The organism is Neobacillus cucumis (genome assembly GCF_002860255.1).
Lineage (GTDB): Bacteria > Bacillota > Bacilli > Bacillales > Cytobacillaceae > Neobacillus > Neobacillus cucumis_A.
Genome location: NZ_PGVE01000041.1, coordinates 120,305 through 135,627 on the forward strand (window position 1 = coordinate 120,305; position 15,323 = coordinate 135,627).

A 15,323-nucleotide genomic window follows, 5' to 3' on the forward strand; every position below is an offset into this window, starting at 1 on the left:
TGATGTTATGAGCTTATAAGTTGCACTATGATGTGTAGCTTATAAGCTATTTTAATAGGAGGGTTTCATCATGAATAAGACAGTGCAGGATCTTATGAATCATCAAACCGAAAATTATATTCTTCCGTTTCTCTGGATGAGAGGAGAAGAAGAACCAGTGATTAGGGAAGAAATTGCTAGAATCTATGAATGCGGGATCAGAGGAATCTGTGTAGAAGCGCGGCCGCATCCGGATTTCGCAGGTCCGGGCTGGTGGCATGACCTAGATATTGTCATGGATGAAGCCAAGAAGAGAGGAATGCGTGTTTGGGTTTTAGATGATGCTCACTTTCCAACAGGTTATGCCAATGGGTTGATCGAAAAGAAATATCCGAACCGAAAGAAAACGTATATAAATTATAATACAGTTGATGTATTAGGCGCGCAAAATGAAGTGAAGATACATATTACTCCTATGTTAAAACCGAAAACCTCTTGGTTAGATATTGGTAAACCAATAGACAAAGAGGAACAGAAAAAGAATCAATTAATTAGTGTTGTGGCAGCAAAACTAGTAACGGATGGAATTATACATGAAGAGCTAATCGATTTAACGGACCGTGTTGAAGGTGATTTTTTAACCTGCACCTTACCTGAAGGGCCATGGAGAGTTTATGTGGTTTATGAAACGAAAACGGACGGCGGCAATCCGAAATATATCAATATGATTGATGAAGAGTCAGTCAGCACACAGCTTGAAGCGGTATATGAACCACATTTTCAACATTACAAAGAAGAGTTTGGGAAGACATTTGCCGGATTTTTCTCAGATGAACCTGCATTTGGTAATGTTAATGGATTTGATTTTAATGAATCGATTGGACGAAAAGACATGCCATTGCCATGGAGTGAAGAAGTGAAGAATATGCTGATGGATGATCTTAAAGGTAATTGGCGCGTATTCTTACCTTATCTTTGGAATAGTTCAGAAGAAATGAAGCAATGCGTTCATACCAGATATACGTACATGGATATTGTTACCCGTTTATATGAAAAAAACTTTAGTAATCAATTAGGAAAATGGTGTGAAGCACACAATGTCGAGTATATCGGACATGTGATTGAAGATAATGATCAGCATAGCAGATTAGGAAGCGGTGCAGGTCATTTCTTTAGAGCATTGTCAGGCCAGCATATGTCTGGAATTGATGTGATTGGCGGCCAAGTCATTTTTGGCGGAGCGGGGTTAGAACGACGCGGACTCTTTAAGGGGGATGGAGAATTCTATCATTATACACTTGGAAAACTAGGATCTTCCTATGGTCATCTTGATCCGAAGAAAAAAGGGAGAACGATGTGTGAATTATTTGGTGCCTACGGATGGAAGCTTGGCGTTCGAGATATGAAGTATATTTTGGACCACTTAGTTGTCCGTGGAATTAATTATCTCGTTCCACATGCATTTTCTATGCGGGAATATCCTGACTTTGATTGTCCTCCGCATTTCTATGCTCGTGGTCATAATCCACAATTTAAACATTTTGCCCATCTCATGCACTATGCCAACCGCTTATGTCATATTTTTAATGGCGGAAGACATGTTGCTCCTGTAGCTGTTTTATATCAGGGGGAGAGTGAGTGGAGTGGAAACTCGATGAAAATGCAAAAGCCTGCTAGAGTCTTAATTGAAAACCAAATCGATTTTGACTTTGTTTCGATTGATATCCTGACTGATCTAGGTCTCTATAATGGAAGGTTAGAGAATAAGCATTTAATCATCAATGGTGAAGAATTTAAATGTCTAGTTATACCGTATAGTCAATATATAACAAAAGAACTGGCTGCTTTTATTAAAAATGCAGCTGGCTTGGAGATTATTTTTGTTGACAATAAACCAGAAGGGATTTCTAATGCAGTAGATGGGCAGGAGATTTCAGAACTATTAAAAGCAGTTGAAAAATGTAAGGTGATCCCGTTAAAGGAATTGGTCTCTGAACTGCAGGCAGAAGGAATATATGATATTAAATTAAAGCAACCATTTAAGGATTTAACCTACTATCATTATATTAAAGAAAATAATATTTATATGTTTCAGAATGAATCAGCACATGAGACATTCAGCGGAGAGATTGAATTATCAATGGGAGAATCTGCTGTCGTCTATCATGGTCTAGAAAATAAATTTGAGAACCTAAAAGTTAACAGAGAAAAAGGGAAAAGCATTATTTACTTGGAGTTAAAGCCATATGAATCATGTGTGATATTTGAGAGTGATGAAAATCCAGCAGGAGAGGCCGAATTTTATTCTCCTCTATCTATAAAGCTTAATGAATGTGAAAAAGTTTTGAACCTGTCTTCAGAATGGAACTATTCGTTGGTAAAAAACAAGGAATATCCGAAATTTGGTGAAGTAAATTTGATGAAAGAGTTGATCCCTATTTCCAAGGAAAACCCTGCTTTCACTGGAATTATTAAATATGAAAAGACAGTTGATCTAGAAGAGCAACCAGAACAAGGCTATTTATCAATTGAATATATTTTTGAAGCAGTAGAGGTATGGATTAATGATGAATATATCGGGATGAAGATTTGTCCGCCGTATCAATTTGAGGTGGGCAACTATTTAAGAAAGGGGACCAATACCATTCGTGTGGAAGTGGCCACAACATTAGATCGGGATCGGCTCAATCAGCCAGAACCACCATTTATTATTTGGCACGATCCTATGGATCCAACGGGCATGTTTGGAAAAATTACCTTGTCTTGTGTCTAACGATTCTAAAAGGTGTGGTACCTGAAAGGGCCGCACCTTTTTAAAAGTTCTAATTTTTTTACGGTAGGGGAGGCGCTTATGAAGTATCCATATGAAAGTGTGGTCATAAACGAAGAGGTTCCTATGTTAATGTTAATGACAAGTGTAAGATTTGTCGCCATGCACTGGCATGACCGGATTGAATTTTTGTTTGTTCTAAGAGGCAGTATCCAAGTATTTGTGGGAAGAGAAGAGTTCTCTTTAAAAGAAAATGACTTGCTGCTGATTAATAGCAATGAGATTCACGGTGTGGAAGCAAGTGAAGATAATCGGGTTCTGCTACTTCAAATTCCTCTGACGTTTATAAATAAATGGTACCCTAAGATCGAAATGGAATCTTTTCACTGCCAATCCTTTCAACAGGAGGATCAAGGAAAGTATGATGGTATTCGTCAGTTAATGGTCCAACTTATGGTAACTTTAAGAGAGAAAGAATTAGGTTATGAGATTAAAATTCATTCACTGTTATTAGATATCATATACCATCTTGTTAGTAAATTTAGAGTGAAGAGTCATAAGCAAATCAACCGTAACAGCAGTAAAGATATTGAACGACTGACACGAATTACAAGCTATATACAAAAGAATTATATGTATCCCATTACCCTGAACGAAATAGCGGAAAACGAACAATTGACGGTTCCCTACTTATCGCGATATTTTCAACAGCATATGGGACAGCCTTTTGTAAAGTATTTAAATGGTATTCGACTGGAACAGGCTGTACAGTATCTGCTGGAGACAAATTGGCCTGTTATTCAGATAGCGATAGAGTCTGGGTTTCCAAGTTTGAATACGTTTCACAAACTGTTTAAAGATACCTTTCACACAACCCCTTACCAATTTAGAAAGAATCAACAAACAACTTTTAATCACTCTTATAAAAATGAACCAAAAGGAATTGAAAGTTACGATTATACGGAAGAAGACGACCTTAAAGAGTTGGATACGTATATAAAAGGTTTCATATAAATTAATAAAATTTATTATTTTTTTGATTAGTAAGGGTAGCCGCAAAGACATAAACTTTGCGGTTTTTAACTATTATTTTTTGTGTTTTCTGAAAATATTAAAAATCAATATAATTTTTCTTAACAAATTGAACGTTTTCCATAGATATCCTGATTATAATTAGCGGTAGATGAAACAAATTTGCTAGACTGGGGGATTGAAGGAAAGCATTATGTAAAAGGATCGGACCATGTTATCAAGTATCCAGATGGGGGAAATACAGGAAATAATGGTTACAACTTAAATATGAGTTTTGCAATGGGGAATTCTTTCCTGTCTTATGTGTTCGAAGGGAATAATCCAAACCTATGGAGCGAAACAGAGGAGTTTAATAAAAGCGCGGTCAAATCTAAAGCACTTGGATTTAATTTTGATAGTTCATCAGTTAAAACGGAAGTGACAGCGGTTACCAATGTCGTAGGTAAATATGCTCTAGGACTTGAATCAGGTGTTTTAGATCCTAATAAGAGTTTACCTGAGTTTATTAAAGGTTTAAAGGCAGCTGGCATTGATAAGATCATTGCAGAAAAACAGAAACAATTAGATGAATGGGCAAAAAACAAAAAATAAGCAGTATATTAAACCAAAAAAGGTGCAATGACATTGCGCCTTTTTTGGTTTATGACAGTGATTTGGATAAGGTTAAAAATAGCACTATCATTTTTAATCTATTATCAATACAAAAATGATGAATCGTTGAAAAAGGACGAAAATCTATACTCCATCAGGTTAATTAATGGAAGGGAATATATTAAATAACTTGATAAGATATAAATGTAAGCGAAATCAATAGTTAAATTCTTTGATTTTACTATAAACATAGGAGGATATGACACGATGAAGCTTGGATTTAACAGCGCAATCTTAAATGAATGCACCTTTGAAGAAGTGATTGACTATGCAGCTGAAAATGGTTTTTCATGTGTGGAGCTTTGTGCATGGCCGAAAGGGAAAGCGGCCCGTAAATATGCCGGTGTTACCCATCTTGATGTCGATCACTTAGATGTGGATTATGTCAAGAATTATACCGAAGCAAAAGGAATCAAGATTTCTGCTATTGCTTACTATCCAAATGCTTTAGATGAAGATCCAGAGAAAAGCGAATACTACACTGCACACATCAAAAAATGTATTGAGGCAGCACGCAAATTGGATATAAATATGGTCACCACATTTATTGGTCGAAACCAAAAGCAAACAGTGGAAGAAAATTTGGAAAAGATGACAACGGTTTGGAAGCCAGTAGTAGAATACGCTGAAGAACTAGGAGTCAAGATTGCAATTGAAAACTGTCCAATGTTATTCACTACAGACGAGTGGCCAGGCGGACAAAACTTAATGACTACACCAGCCATCTTCCGCCGCGTGTTTGAATTAATCCCAAATCAAAACTTTGGACTGAATTTTGATCCATCACATTTTGTTTGGCAGCAAATGGACTATATCAAACCTATATATGAATTTCAAGAGCGGATCTTCCATATCCATTTCAAGGATATCAAGGTATATAAAGACCGCCTAAACGATGTAGGAATTATGGCAACACCACTTGAATATATCTCGCCTAAATTACCAGGTCTTGGAGATGTCAAATGGGGTCAATATGTATCAGCCTTAACAGACATTGGCTACCGCGGATATGCGGTCATTGAAGTAGAGGACAAGGCATTTGAAGATTCACTTAAATCGAAAAAAGATTCAATTAATATTAGTAAAAACTATTTGAGTCAGTTTTTTGCTTAAATAGATAAACTTATAAATCTACTAATTATTTTATAACGAAAAGGAGAATGAAATTTATGGGTAAATTAAAAATTGGTATTATTGGCTGCGGTGGTATTGCAAATCAAAAGCATTTTCCGGCATTATCACAATTTAAAGAAATTGCTGAGATGGTTGCATTCTGTGATATTCAAATTGACCGTGCTGAAAAAGCGGCGAAAGAATATGGAACTGAAGATGCAAAAATTTATGTCGATTATAAAGAGCTATTAAAAGACGAAACAATCGATCTTGTGCATGTATTAACCCCAAACGTAAGCCATAGCCCGATTACTGTTGCAGCATTTGAAGCAGGTAAACATGTAATGTGCGAAAAACCAATGGCACATAACACAGAAGCTGCACAAAAAATGATGGATGCCTGGAAAAAATCCGGAAAGAAATTCACCATTGGATATCAAAACCGCTTCCGTCCAGAGGTACAATCTCTTCATAAATCATGTGAAAAAGATGAGCTTGGCGATATTTATTTTGCAAAAGCACATGCCCTTCGCCGCCGCGCAGTTCCAACATGGGGAGTATTTCCTGATAAATCACAGCAAGGCGGAGGTCCACTAATTGATATCGGTACACATGCACTTGATATTACTTTATGGATGATGGACAATTACAAACCAGTTTCCGTGACAGGTTCTGTTTTCAATAAATTAGGTAATCTTCCTGAAGCGGTTGAAGGAAATATGTTTGGCCCATGGGATCCCGAAACATATGAAGTGGAAGATTCCGCATTTGGATACATCAAAATGGAAAATGGAGCAACGGTTTTCCTTGAATCTTCTTGGGCACTTAATGTACTAGAATCAAGAGAAGCGGCTACAACTCTTTGTGGAACAAAGGCAGGAGCACAAATCGATTCCGGTATGAGCTTCCGCAACAATGAATTAATTTATAATACTGCACGCAATGGGTTGTTAACAGAAGAGAGAAACTCTGCAGGTGGAGCGATTGCATTCTTTGAAGGCGGATCGAATAAACCAGAAGTGCTTGAAGCAAAACAATGGTTAGAAGCCGTGAAATATGATAAAGAACCACTCGTAAAACCAGAGCAGGCATTTGTTGTGACGAAAATTTTAGATGCTGTCTATCGTTCTGCTGAAACTGGAAAAGAAATTGTTTTTGAACAGGAACCAGTCGCAAGCAAATAGGAGGTGGGTAGAGTGGCATTTAGTATGAAATTACCTTTCGTCGATGTTGTTTGCGATGAAAGTTTAAAAAACACATATGTGAATGGAAAAAAACTAGGGTATGAATTTCAAATTCGTTTAAGTAACTATCGGGGTCATTACTTATCCTGTATTGAAGAGTTTGTAGTTACCGTTGATGGTAAAGAAGTGAATTCTGATAATATAACCTTTGGGCTTAATGAGAAAGAGTTTACCTTAAGACAACTGCCAAGTCTTATTTCGGAGTTTTGGAAGTTGATAGATCCAGCTACGATTAGTGTATTTGCTCCTGGAGGTTTAACAGCAGGGGAACATCATATCGATGTGAAAATGATGTTACGTATTCCATATATGGCCGTTCCTGGAAGACAAACAGAACGTGAATATGCGGTTTTAGATTCTTGCGGAAGCAAAACATTACAGGTGAGAGATTAAGAGAAAGGAGGTCAGATCAGTTGAGTAATATTAAATTAGGTGTTTCTCTGTATAGCTTTACTGATGAATATATAAAAGGCAATTTTACATTAGAAGATTGCATTCGTACCGCAGCTGAATTTGGGGCCGAAGGATTTGAATTGGTTGGTACCCAAATGCTGCCATCCTACCCATATGTAAGTGACAAAGTTTTAAATGAATTTAGGGCCATGACGAGTCACTATGGGATCGAATTTATCTCTTACGGAGCTAATGCAGACCGTGGGTTAAGATCTGATCGTGATTTAACAGAAGAAGAATTGCTTCAGTCGTCTATTATTGATTTAAAAACAGCAAATCAATTGGGTTGTAAAATCATGCGTGCCCAATATCTTATTGGACCATCAGTATTTGCTAAATTAGCCCCATATGCGGAGGCTTATGGTATCAAGGTCGGAATTGAAATTCATAATCCTGAAACGCCAACATCACCAAATATCCAGAAATTCACCGAGGTAATTGAAAAAACAGGATCACCATATCTTGGATATGTTATTGATTTTGGTACTTTTGCGACTCGTCCTAATAAACCGCATTGGGATGAAGCCTTAGCGAATGGAGCACCATTAGAATTATTAGAAATGGCAGCTCAATTACGTTATGATGGTGTGCCGATGATGCAAGCAAGACAACGATTACTTGATGCTGGTGCAAATGGTGCAGTAATGGGGGCCTTCCAAGGAATGTATGGTTTCGTTACTTTCTACAATGATCCGGATTATGAAGGGCTGAAGAAAATCATGCCACACGTGATTCACTTCCATGGTAAGTTCCATTATATTGATGAGAATCTAGAGGAAGCCAGCATACCATATGATAAAATCTTACCGATTATTCAAAACTCGGATTTTGATGGTTATATTGTATCAGAATATGAAGATCACTTATCGGGAAGAGCTTTAGAAATGACCAAACGTCATTTACAAATGGAGCGGAATTTATTAGATAAATAGTTTATAATAATACAGGTGGGTATTTCACCTGTATTATTTTATAAGGCGGGGAAAAGATGAAAAAACTAATTGGTATTGATTTAGGCGGAACGACGGTAAAATTTGCAATTTTGACTGAAGAGGGAGAGATTCAACAGAAGTGGAGTTTGGAAACAGATATTCAAAATGAAGGAAAGAATATCGTTCCAAATATTATTGAATCGATTAATCATCGCCTTAATTTGTATGGGCTTTCAGCTGATGATATTTTAGGGATTGGAATGGGGTCTCCTGGGACCGTTGACCGTGAAAAAGGGACAGTCATTGGAGCCTATAATTTAAACTGGAGTACCTTGCAGCCAGTAAAAGAACAGATAGAAAGAGGAACAGGCATTCCTTTTAATATTGATAATGATGCCAATGTTGCGGCATTAGGCGAGGGCTGGAAGGGTGCCGGTGAAGATGGTGCGGATGTAGTCTTTGTTACACTTGGAACAGGTGTAGGGGGCGGTATTATCGCGGATGGCAATCTTATTCACGGTAAGGTTGGTGCTGGTGGAGAAATTGGCCATATCATCGTAGAACCTGATGGATATCAGTGTACTTGTGGAAATCAAGGCTGTTTGGAAACCGTTGCTAGTGCAACAGGTGTGGTTCGGTTAGCAAGAGATTTCTCAGAAAGATATGCTGGAGAATCTGAATTGAAGTGGTTAATTGATGATGGACAAGAAGTGACGGCGAAGACTGTTTTTGATCAGGCTAAAAAAGAAGATAAATTAGCTTTAATTGTTGTCGATAAATTTTATTATTATTTGGGACTAGCTTGCGGCAATCTTGGAAACATCTTAAACCCTGAAACCATTGTTATTGGCGGGGGAGTGTCAGCTGCTGGAGACATGCTGTTAAATGGTGTAGAAGAATATTTTCAAAAGTTCGCCTTCCCTACAGTAAAAACTAGTACGAAACTGAAGCTTGCCCAGTTAGGAAATGATGCTGGGGTAATTGGAGCAGCATCATTAGTGAAACAATCTAGGAAATAATTAACAATTAAGCCAATACATACAAATAATAATATCTTGTATGTATTGGCTTTTAAAATAAAATTTTAATATTCATATATTTGAATTCTATAAGCTGAAGGCATATCTTTTAATTGAATCATCATTTTTTCATCACCGTTTAAAACTCGTCCTGCTTTCCATTCTCCGTTAACAAATTCTCCTTCTTCGAATTGTAACAATTCAACGTGTGTATTTTTTCCAGGTTTTGAAAGGAATTGAACCTTAATCATCGTTCCAATAAGGACGGATTCATTTTCCGAAAGTTCAAAAATCATTCCTCCTGAAATAGGCTTATTGGGTGCTTTCGGCGTATAAGATACAAGAATATCATAAGCATCAAAATGCAGAAGTGTACCAAAGTCATGTTCATTATTCTTTACGAAACTTTGTAAATGACTGGTTCCTCTATATTTATAATAAATCGGTTTAATATTTTCTATGATGGAATAGCTCTGTGCTAGATACGCTGCGCTGCCTTCAATTTCAAATGCGGATGGGTCAATATTTAATGCCATCATTACATCCAATGGTGGTTTTTCAATATCTTCTGGATTCATCAAAAGTTCCTCAATGCCAAATGGTGAATAACAAATAGCGTTGCAGCCTCCTATAGCATATAAAGCATATGTAGCTGAAACAGCATCTTTGCGAACCTCAGGTATAAATAGCGGATTTTTACTGGAGTTCCCAAAATCAACAATGCTGCCAAATGAGAGAGTTATTCAAAATCAGAATAACAAAGTACATTTAATTATGGACTATATAAATCAACATTATGTGGAGCCCATTGTGTTATCTGATTTAGCAGAAAAGGTTCATCTATCAAAAGAATATCTTTGTCAGTTATTTAAAAAAGTAAATGGTTTTTCGATATTCGATTATATTACAGATGTCCGTATTGCTTATGCAAAAACTTTACTTATTCTCAATAAAAATGAAAGAATAAAGGAATATTAGTAGAAAGTGCGGATATGAAGACGTTAGTTATTTTGGTGCAGTATTTAAGAAAAAAGAAGGTATGACGCCCGCGAAATTTCGAGAACTCCATTAGAATATTTGAAACTATCTAGTAAGGATAAGAATCACACTATGATTTTTATCCTTTTTTATTTATTTTTAAAGAAAGAGACGAAAAATGAAATAAAATCTATATCTATTAAGATAAATAAGGAAAGGTAATTAGTAGAAATAAACTTTATAGTTAAAGTGGAAGCTGGCCTAATGCCTCTGAGTTCCATGGAGATTGGATGGTAAGGAAACGTGCCTATTGGAGTTTATTCGCCGGTTCTTTCGGGAAAGAAAAGGATTGGATTTGTGTGATCGAAAACAGAGAAAATGTTACAACTGTGCCTGGAAAAGCTCAGATTTATGGAGAAATGCCTGTTCCATCAGAAGTCAAGAAAGTGTTTATGTGGTAGAAACTTGTAAACGGATACAGTGTATGTAAAAGGAGAGTAAACTGGAATGAATAATGAAGCTAGGAATTTTAGAAAACCGAAACGAGGAGTTTCTCTTTACAGTTATGCGGGCGAATTTGGGGTAACCATGACATTAGAAGATATGTTTGCGGAAATGAATGATATTGGTGCAAGAGGGTTGGAAATATTAGCAAATTCACATATTGAAGGCTACCCAAATCCTAGTAAAGAATGGAAAATTGGGATAGATTAATAGAAAAATACAATATTGAACCGGCAGAATACGGACATTGGGTTGATTCTCGCTTGTATGAGGGAAGGCATCTTACTTCAGAATAATCGTTACAAATGTTGGAACGTGATTTCAAACTGGCAAACATACTTGGATTTACGGTTCTTCGGACAAAATTAGGTGTAATCGATGATGATCTTAATCCTGTTGAAAACTGGAGAGAATTTATTAAAATGGCCCTTCCGTTGGCAAAAGAATACAATGTCCGCATGTGCCCGGAGATTCATGCACCAACACTTTTGAAATCTAAATTGGTAGACGATTATGTTGAGTTTATTAAAGAGAAAGGAACCAAGTATTTTGGATTAAACATCGACTTCGGTGTATTTGAGACTCAAGCCTTACCTGCAAGTGAATGGGGTCCCGATGATTTTATCATGCCTCCATCTGAACATAGTCCAGTAGAGGATATTATCCCATTATTACCTTATGTCTATTGCTGCCATGCTAAATTTGTAAAAATGACAGATGATTTTCAAGAGATGACGATTCCTTACGAAAAAGTTATTAATACATTAATAGATCATAACTGGGATGGCTATATGGTGAGTGAGTATGAAGGTCCAAACAAAGACGTGACCGGCTATGCCTCTGAACAAATTCGGAAACAACATGTAATGATGAAAAGAATTTTGGGAGAATAAGTGAGAGGGAGAATAACCATGACGATGTTAGAAAAACCTTGTATCCAATCGAGAGGCTTTAAAAATGTAGAGAGTAATGGAAAAATCATTGGCTTCCAGGTTAATATTAGATCTTTGTATTATCGAGGCCTCTGGCTTTCCCAATTACGTCCTGCAACCGTTTCATTAAATGGAGAAACTTTTACGGGCGATCAGATCACATGGACAATCAATGGTGTAACCTACACACAAGCTGAAATGGCATCACTTGGAGATGTTCATTGGGGCATTTTAGAGCCAGCAACGCTTACAGTGGCTAAAGAAGGCGGACTAGAATCCGGGAGCCACGATATTGAAGTGAGCTATACGTACAGCTGATCTTATTTTCCACCTGTTTTAGATACCGTCCTTGGTGCTGGAACACATAAGAGGAAGTTAATTCTGGTTTAAGTCTTTATACATTAGTAGGAGTGATATCGAATGACTAAACAGTTAATGAATCCAATCCTTCCAGGATTCTATCCCGACCCTTCTATCTGCAGAGTGGAAGATGATTTTTATATGATTACCTCGAGTTTTTCGCTATTTCCAGGCGTTCCAATCTTTCACTCTACAGACTTAGTCAATTGGGAGCAAATTGGTCATATACTTGATCGAAAATCCCAGCTTCATGTGACGGCAGATCATATGACAGCGGGAATCATGGCACCGACATTAAGATATAACAACGGTACCTATTACATGATTACGACGAATGTTAGCGATAAGTGGAATTTTATTGTGACGGCTAAAGATCCTCGTGGTCCGTGGTCAGATCCTTATTGGCTCGAGGGTTGCCCTGGGATTGATTCATCTTTATTTTTTGATGATGATGGAAAAACATACCTTACAGGTACAAGAGAGGATGCAAATACAGATGGTACAAGGTCTCAGGCGATCTGGGTTAGTGAAATTGATTTAGACCGGATGTGTCTTGTTGGTGAGGCAAGGACAATTTGGGGAGGAGCCTTAAAAAATTGCGCTTCACCAGAAGCTCCGCATCTTTACAAAAAAGATGGCTATTATTATTTAGTGATTGCTGAGGGAGGTACGGAGCATTTCCATGCCGTAACGGTAGCCCGCAGTAGAACGATTTTTAATGATTTTGAGGGCTATGCGGGTAACCCAATTTTAACTCATCGTCATCTAGGGAAACATTACCCGATTTGTAATGTGGGCCACGCGGATTTGGTTGAACTGAAAAACGGCGAGTGGTATGCCGTCATACTTGGCTCTCGTTTAATTGAAGGGTATCATAAGAATCTCGGACGAGAAACCTTTATGGCACCAGTCGTATGGGAAGAGGGCTGGCCTGTTATCAGTCCTGGAACAGGTAAAGTCGAATGGAGTTATCCAGCGCCAGATCTGCCTGCGGCTACAGAACGAGTAGTTCCAACGAGGGATGATTTCGAAGGAGACAAACTTGCAATGGATTGGGTATTCTTTGGGACTCCTTATGAAAATTTTTACTCTCTCTCAGACAGTAAGCTGACAATGAAACTGCTTCCTCGTTCAATCAGCCAGGAAGTCCGTAAAATCGACATAACAGCGACTCAAGTGGATAAAAATGTACCAACCCTTGCGTTTATTGGACGCAGGCAGCAGCATGTGAATTTCCGTATGTCTACAAGAATGAACTTTTTAGCATTAGAAGAAAATGAGACAGTTGGTCTTGCGATCATGCAGGCGTGTAATCATCAATTCCGGCTGGAGCGGACGATGGAAAATGGAAAGCAAATTTTGAGGCTGATCCAATGTACAAGTGAGATAATTGGATACCCGCATCAAACAAACTTTCAATGTGTGACCACAGAAATAGAGCTTGCAAAAACAGAAGTAGATAGTCGAGAAATGATTTTTAGCATTACTGGAGACGGACAAGCGCATAACTTTTATTATGGAACAGATAAAGAGAATCTACAATTACTTTACGCTAATGCCGGTGGAGGGAAATTAAATCCTGAATCAGTAGGCGGTATGGTCGGGACCATGCTTTGCATGTTTGCCAGTTCCAATGGGAAAGAAAGTAAAAATAGTGCGGAGTTCGAGTGGTTTGAGTATATCAAAACCGAAGCAAGCCGTGATGGCCGTGTTGTGGCTCATGTGTGAAATAATGGATAATAAATGATAGAAATGAAAGGGGTTAAAAATCATCATGTGATTTTTAATCTCTTTCTTTTTTTACGAAAATACTTAATAAGTTTGGTTAATAATTGCTTCGCAAAAAGATTAAAAAAGAGAAATTAAATAAGGGGTCAGGAGGTGTAAGATTAAATTAAACAAGGTTTTAATTTTAAGAATAGGAGAAATTTGATGCAAAGGTTTACGTTTTTTAGAAAGATGAATATGCCATTATTTATTTTGATGGTGAATATGTTTCTCGCATTGCTTGGGGTAGGGTTAGCGATCCCTATTCTCCCTAAATTTATCTTAGAACTAGGGGCCAGCGGAAAAGATCAAGGATACCTTGTAGCAGCAACAGGGCTGACACAATTTCTTTTTTCTCCGCTTGGTGGGAAGTTATCAGATAAATATGGGAGAAAAATCATTACTATCGCTGGCTTAGGAATTATCATGCTTTCACAGCTGATGTTTAGTGTTGCCTCAGATCTATGGCTCCTCTATCTATCACGCTTAATTGGAGGAATTGGAATCGGTATTCTAGTACCTGCGAATATGGCCTACGTGGCCGATGTTACAACAATCGAAAATCGCGGGAAGGGGATGGGATTACTGGGTGCAGCCATTTCGCTGGGCTTTGTTATTGGGCCAGGGATTGGTGGATTCCTAGCAGAATATGGGCTGCGAGTACCGTTTTATGCATCTGCCATTGCAGCAGGAATTGCGATGATCGTTTCCTTTTTGTTCTTACCGGAGTCGTTGTCAAAAGAACAACAACTAGCCTTTAGAAATACAAAATCCGAAAAAGATGGAATGATTCATGAAATCAAACGGTCTTTTAAAGTGCCTTACTTTGTCTTGTTATTACTAGTTTTCACGATGACATTTGGATTAGCCAATTTTGAAGCAATCTATGGGTTATATGTAAGTGAAAAATATCAATATACCCCTAAAGATATCTCGATTATTCTGACGGTTGGTGCACTTGTTGGGGTTATCATTCAGGCTGTTTTGGTAGATTGGCTGCTTCGCCGTTTCGACGAGATTAAAGTAATTAATGCGTGTTTTTTACTATCGGCCGTTTCGATGATTCTCGTCTTGTTTTCTGGGAACTTTATTTATATGTTATTAATGAATATATTATTTTTCTTGTTTACTTCGATTCTACGTCCAGCGATTAATACCATGTTATCGAAAATGGCAGAAAATGAACAAGGTTTTGCGGCAGGCATGAATAATGCCTATAGCAGTTTAGGTAATATTATCGGACCTTCTTTAGCAGGGATATTCTATGATGTTTCCTACAACATTCCATTTGTTTTTGGAGCATTTATTTTAATCGGCAGTATTTTCATGTGTGCAGCTTGGAACCTAAGGGCTAGAAGGAAAAATGAGTTTTTCCCTTCATTTAACGGGCCCAAATAATCTTCATAGAAAAATATAGGCTCAGTTAAAACTGAAGGTTGATTTCACTGTGTTTGAAAAATAAACGGTAAAATTCCGTTAAAATTAGGAAATACCCATATTTCCTTGAAAATAAAGGAAGTTTTTCCGTTTATATTATCCAAATCTTTGGATTTTGTCTTATTTAGAGCAGTTAATCGGAATATCTCCGA

17 protein-coding genes are annotated in these 15,323 nt (G+C 37.4%); 16 read left to right on the top strand and 1 reads right to left on the bottom strand.

Features of this window, described 5'->3' with window-relative positions; all coding sequences use genetic code 11:
• Positions 1-70 precede the first annotated feature (70 nt).
• The 8 genes from CVD27_RS10430 (at position 71) to CVD27_RS10465 (ending at position 9,193) form a co-directional block, all read left to right on the top strand.
• Positions 71-2,752 carry a glycosyl hydrolase gene (locus CVD27_RS10430; protein WP_101647848.1) on the top strand — a complete coding sequence of 894 codons (2,682 nt, stop codon included), beginning with the start codon at positions 71-73 and terminating at the stop codon, positions 2,750-2,752.
• A 78-nt stretch (positions 2,753-2,830) separates the two neighbouring features.
• Positions 2,831-3,763, top strand: coding sequence for an AraC family transcriptional regulator (locus tag CVD27_RS10435; RefSeq protein ID WP_101647849.1), 933 nt, complete (start codon positions 2,831-2,833; stop codon positions 3,761-3,763).
• A gap of 180 nt (positions 3,764-3,943) precedes the next feature.
• The gene (locus CVD27_RS10440) at positions 3,944-4,372 is read left to right on the top strand and encodes a DUF3502 domain-containing protein (RefSeq protein WP_101647850.1); all 429 of its coding nucleotides are present in this window, start codon (positions 3,944-3,946) and stop codon (positions 4,370-4,372) included.
• Positions 4,373-4,639: 267 nt separating this feature from the next.
• A complete protein-coding gene (locus CVD27_RS10445) occupies positions 4,640-5,545 on the top strand; it encodes a sugar phosphate isomerase/epimerase family protein (protein WP_101647851.1) in 906 nt (301 codons plus the stop codon).
• A gap of 56 nt (positions 5,546-5,601) precedes the next feature.
• Positions 5,602-6,729, top strand: a complete 1,128-nt coding sequence (locus CVD27_RS10450; RefSeq protein ID WP_180960220.1) for a Gfo/Idh/MocA family protein — start codon at positions 5,602-5,604, stop codon at positions 6,727-6,729.
• Between the two features lie 12 nt (positions 6,730-6,741).
• A complete protein-coding gene (locus tag CVD27_RS10455) occupies positions 6,742-7,182 on the top strand; it encodes a C-glycoside deglycosidase beta subunit domain-containing protein (RefSeq protein ID WP_101647853.1) in 441 nt (146 codons plus the stop codon).
• A 20-nt stretch (positions 7,183-7,202) separates the two neighbouring features.
• Positions 7,203-8,174 carry a sugar phosphate isomerase/epimerase family protein gene (locus CVD27_RS10460; protein ID WP_101647854.1) on the top strand — a complete coding sequence of 324 codons (972 nt, stop codon included), beginning with the start codon at positions 7,203-7,205 and terminating at the stop codon, positions 8,172-8,174.
• Positions 8,175-8,230: 56 nt separating this feature from the next.
• Positions 8,231-9,193, top strand: a complete 963-nt coding sequence (locus tag CVD27_RS10465; RefSeq protein ID WP_101647855.1) for an ROK family glucokinase — start codon at positions 8,231-8,233, stop codon at positions 9,191-9,193.
• A gap of 65 nt (positions 9,194-9,258) precedes the next feature.
• Here the strand turns inward: CVD27_RS10465 and CVD27_RS10470 are convergent, their stop codons facing one another.
• Positions 9,259-9,771, bottom strand: a complete 513-nt coding sequence (locus CVD27_RS10470; RefSeq protein WP_101647856.1) for a DUF5597 domain-containing protein — start codon at positions 9,769-9,771, stop codon at positions 9,259-9,261.
• Positions 9,772-9,811: 40 nt separating this feature from the next.
• On the opposite strand from CVD27_RS10470, the gene CVD27_RS10475 reads away from it, so the two are divergent.
• From CVD27_RS10475 to CVD27_RS10495, 8 genes are all read left to right on the top strand, one after another.
• Positions 9,812-10,171, top strand: a complete 360-nt coding sequence (locus tag CVD27_RS10475; RefSeq protein ID WP_101647857.1) for an AraC family transcriptional regulator — start codon at positions 9,812-9,814, stop codon at positions 10,169-10,171.
• Positions 10,167-10,265 carry a helix-turn-helix domain-containing protein gene (locus CVD27_RS29065; RefSeq protein ID WP_142384085.1) on the top strand — a complete coding sequence of 33 codons (99 nt, stop codon included), beginning with the start codon at positions 10,167-10,169 and terminating at the stop codon, positions 10,263-10,265. The genes CVD27_RS10475 and CVD27_RS29065 overlap by 5 nt, the downstream gene beginning before the upstream one ends.
• Positions 10,266-10,461: 196 nt before the next feature.
• Positions 10,462-10,632: a hypothetical protein gene (locus CVD27_RS28015; RefSeq protein WP_180960221.1), complete on the top strand. Its 171-nt coding sequence runs from the start codon at positions 10,462-10,464 to the stop codon at positions 10,630-10,632.
• Positions 10,633-10,678: 46 nt separating this feature from the next.
• Entirely contained in the window at positions 10,679-10,885 is a 207-nt protein-coding gene (locus CVD27_RS28485) for a hypothetical protein (protein WP_219621295.1), read from the top strand.
• Between the two features lie 95 nt (positions 10,886-10,980).
• Positions 10,981-11,568 (top strand): sugar phosphate isomerase/epimerase family protein, encoded by a 588-nt coding sequence (locus tag CVD27_RS10480; RefSeq protein WP_219621296.1) that lies wholly within the window; start codon positions 10,981-10,983, stop codon positions 11,566-11,568.
• Positions 11,569-11,586: 18 nt separating this feature from the next.
• A complete protein-coding gene (locus CVD27_RS10485; RefSeq protein WP_219621297.1) occupies positions 11,587-11,925 on the top strand; it encodes a C-glycoside deglycosidase beta subunit domain-containing protein in 339 nt (112 codons plus the stop codon).
• Positions 11,926-12,027: 102 nt separating this feature from the next.
• Positions 12,028-13,695 (top strand): glycoside hydrolase family 43 protein, encoded by a 1,668-nt coding sequence (locus CVD27_RS10490; protein ID WP_101647858.1) that lies wholly within the window; start codon positions 12,028-12,030, stop codon positions 13,693-13,695.
• 204 nt (positions 13,696-13,899) lie between these two features.
• A complete protein-coding gene (locus CVD27_RS10495; protein WP_257984322.1) occupies positions 13,900-15,132 on the top strand; it encodes an MFS transporter in 1,233 nt (410 codons plus the stop codon).
• Positions 15,133-15,323 lie beyond the last annotated feature (191 nt).

What these genes read in the sequence shown, in the direction of transcription:
- CVD27_RS10495 (WP_257984322.1), top strand. Translation starts at nt 13,900, where the DNA reads ATGCAAAGGTTTACGTTTTTTAGAAAGATGAATATGCCATTATTTATT.
- CVD27_RS10435 (WP_101647849.1), top strand. Translation starts at nt 2,831, where the DNA reads ATGAAGTATCCATATGAAAGTGTGGTCATAAACGAAGAGGTTCCTATG.
- CVD27_RS28015 (WP_180960221.1), top strand. Translation starts at nt 10,462, where the DNA reads ATGGTAAGGAAACGTGCCTATTGGAGTTTATTCGCCGGTTCTTTCGGG.
- CVD27_RS10480 (WP_219621296.1), top strand. Translation starts at nt 10,981, where the DNA reads ATGTTGGAACGTGATTTCAAACTGGCAAACATACTTGGATTTACGGTT.
- CVD27_RS10485 (WP_219621297.1), top strand. Translation starts at nt 11,587, where the DNA reads ATGACGATGTTAGAAAAACCTTGTATCCAATCGAGAGGCTTTAAAAAT.
- CVD27_RS10430 (WP_101647848.1), top strand. Translation starts at nt 71, where the DNA reads ATGAATAAGACAGTGCAGGATCTTATGAATCATCAAACCGAAAATTAT.
- CVD27_RS10465 (WP_101647855.1), top strand. Translation starts at nt 8,231, where the DNA reads ATGAAAAAACTAATTGGTATTGATTTAGGCGGAACGACGGTAAAATTT.
- CVD27_RS10445 (WP_101647851.1), top strand. Translation starts at nt 4,640, where the DNA reads ATGAAGCTTGGATTTAACAGCGCAATCTTAAATGAATGCACCTTTGAA.
- CVD27_RS10470 (WP_101647856.1), bottom strand. Translation starts at nt 9,771, where the DNA reads ATGAATCCAGAAGATATTGAAAAACCACCATTGGATGTAATGATGGCA.
- CVD27_RS10450 (WP_180960220.1), top strand. Translation starts at nt 5,602, where the DNA reads ATGGGTAAATTAAAAATTGGTATTATTGGCTGCGGTGGTATTGCAAAT.
- CVD27_RS10490 (WP_101647858.1), top strand. Translation starts at nt 12,028, where the DNA reads ATGACTAAACAGTTAATGAATCCAATCCTTCCAGGATTCTATCCCGAC.
- CVD27_RS28485 (WP_219621295.1), top strand. Translation starts at nt 10,679, where the DNA reads ATGAATAATGAAGCTAGGAATTTTAGAAAACCGAAACGAGGAGTTTCT.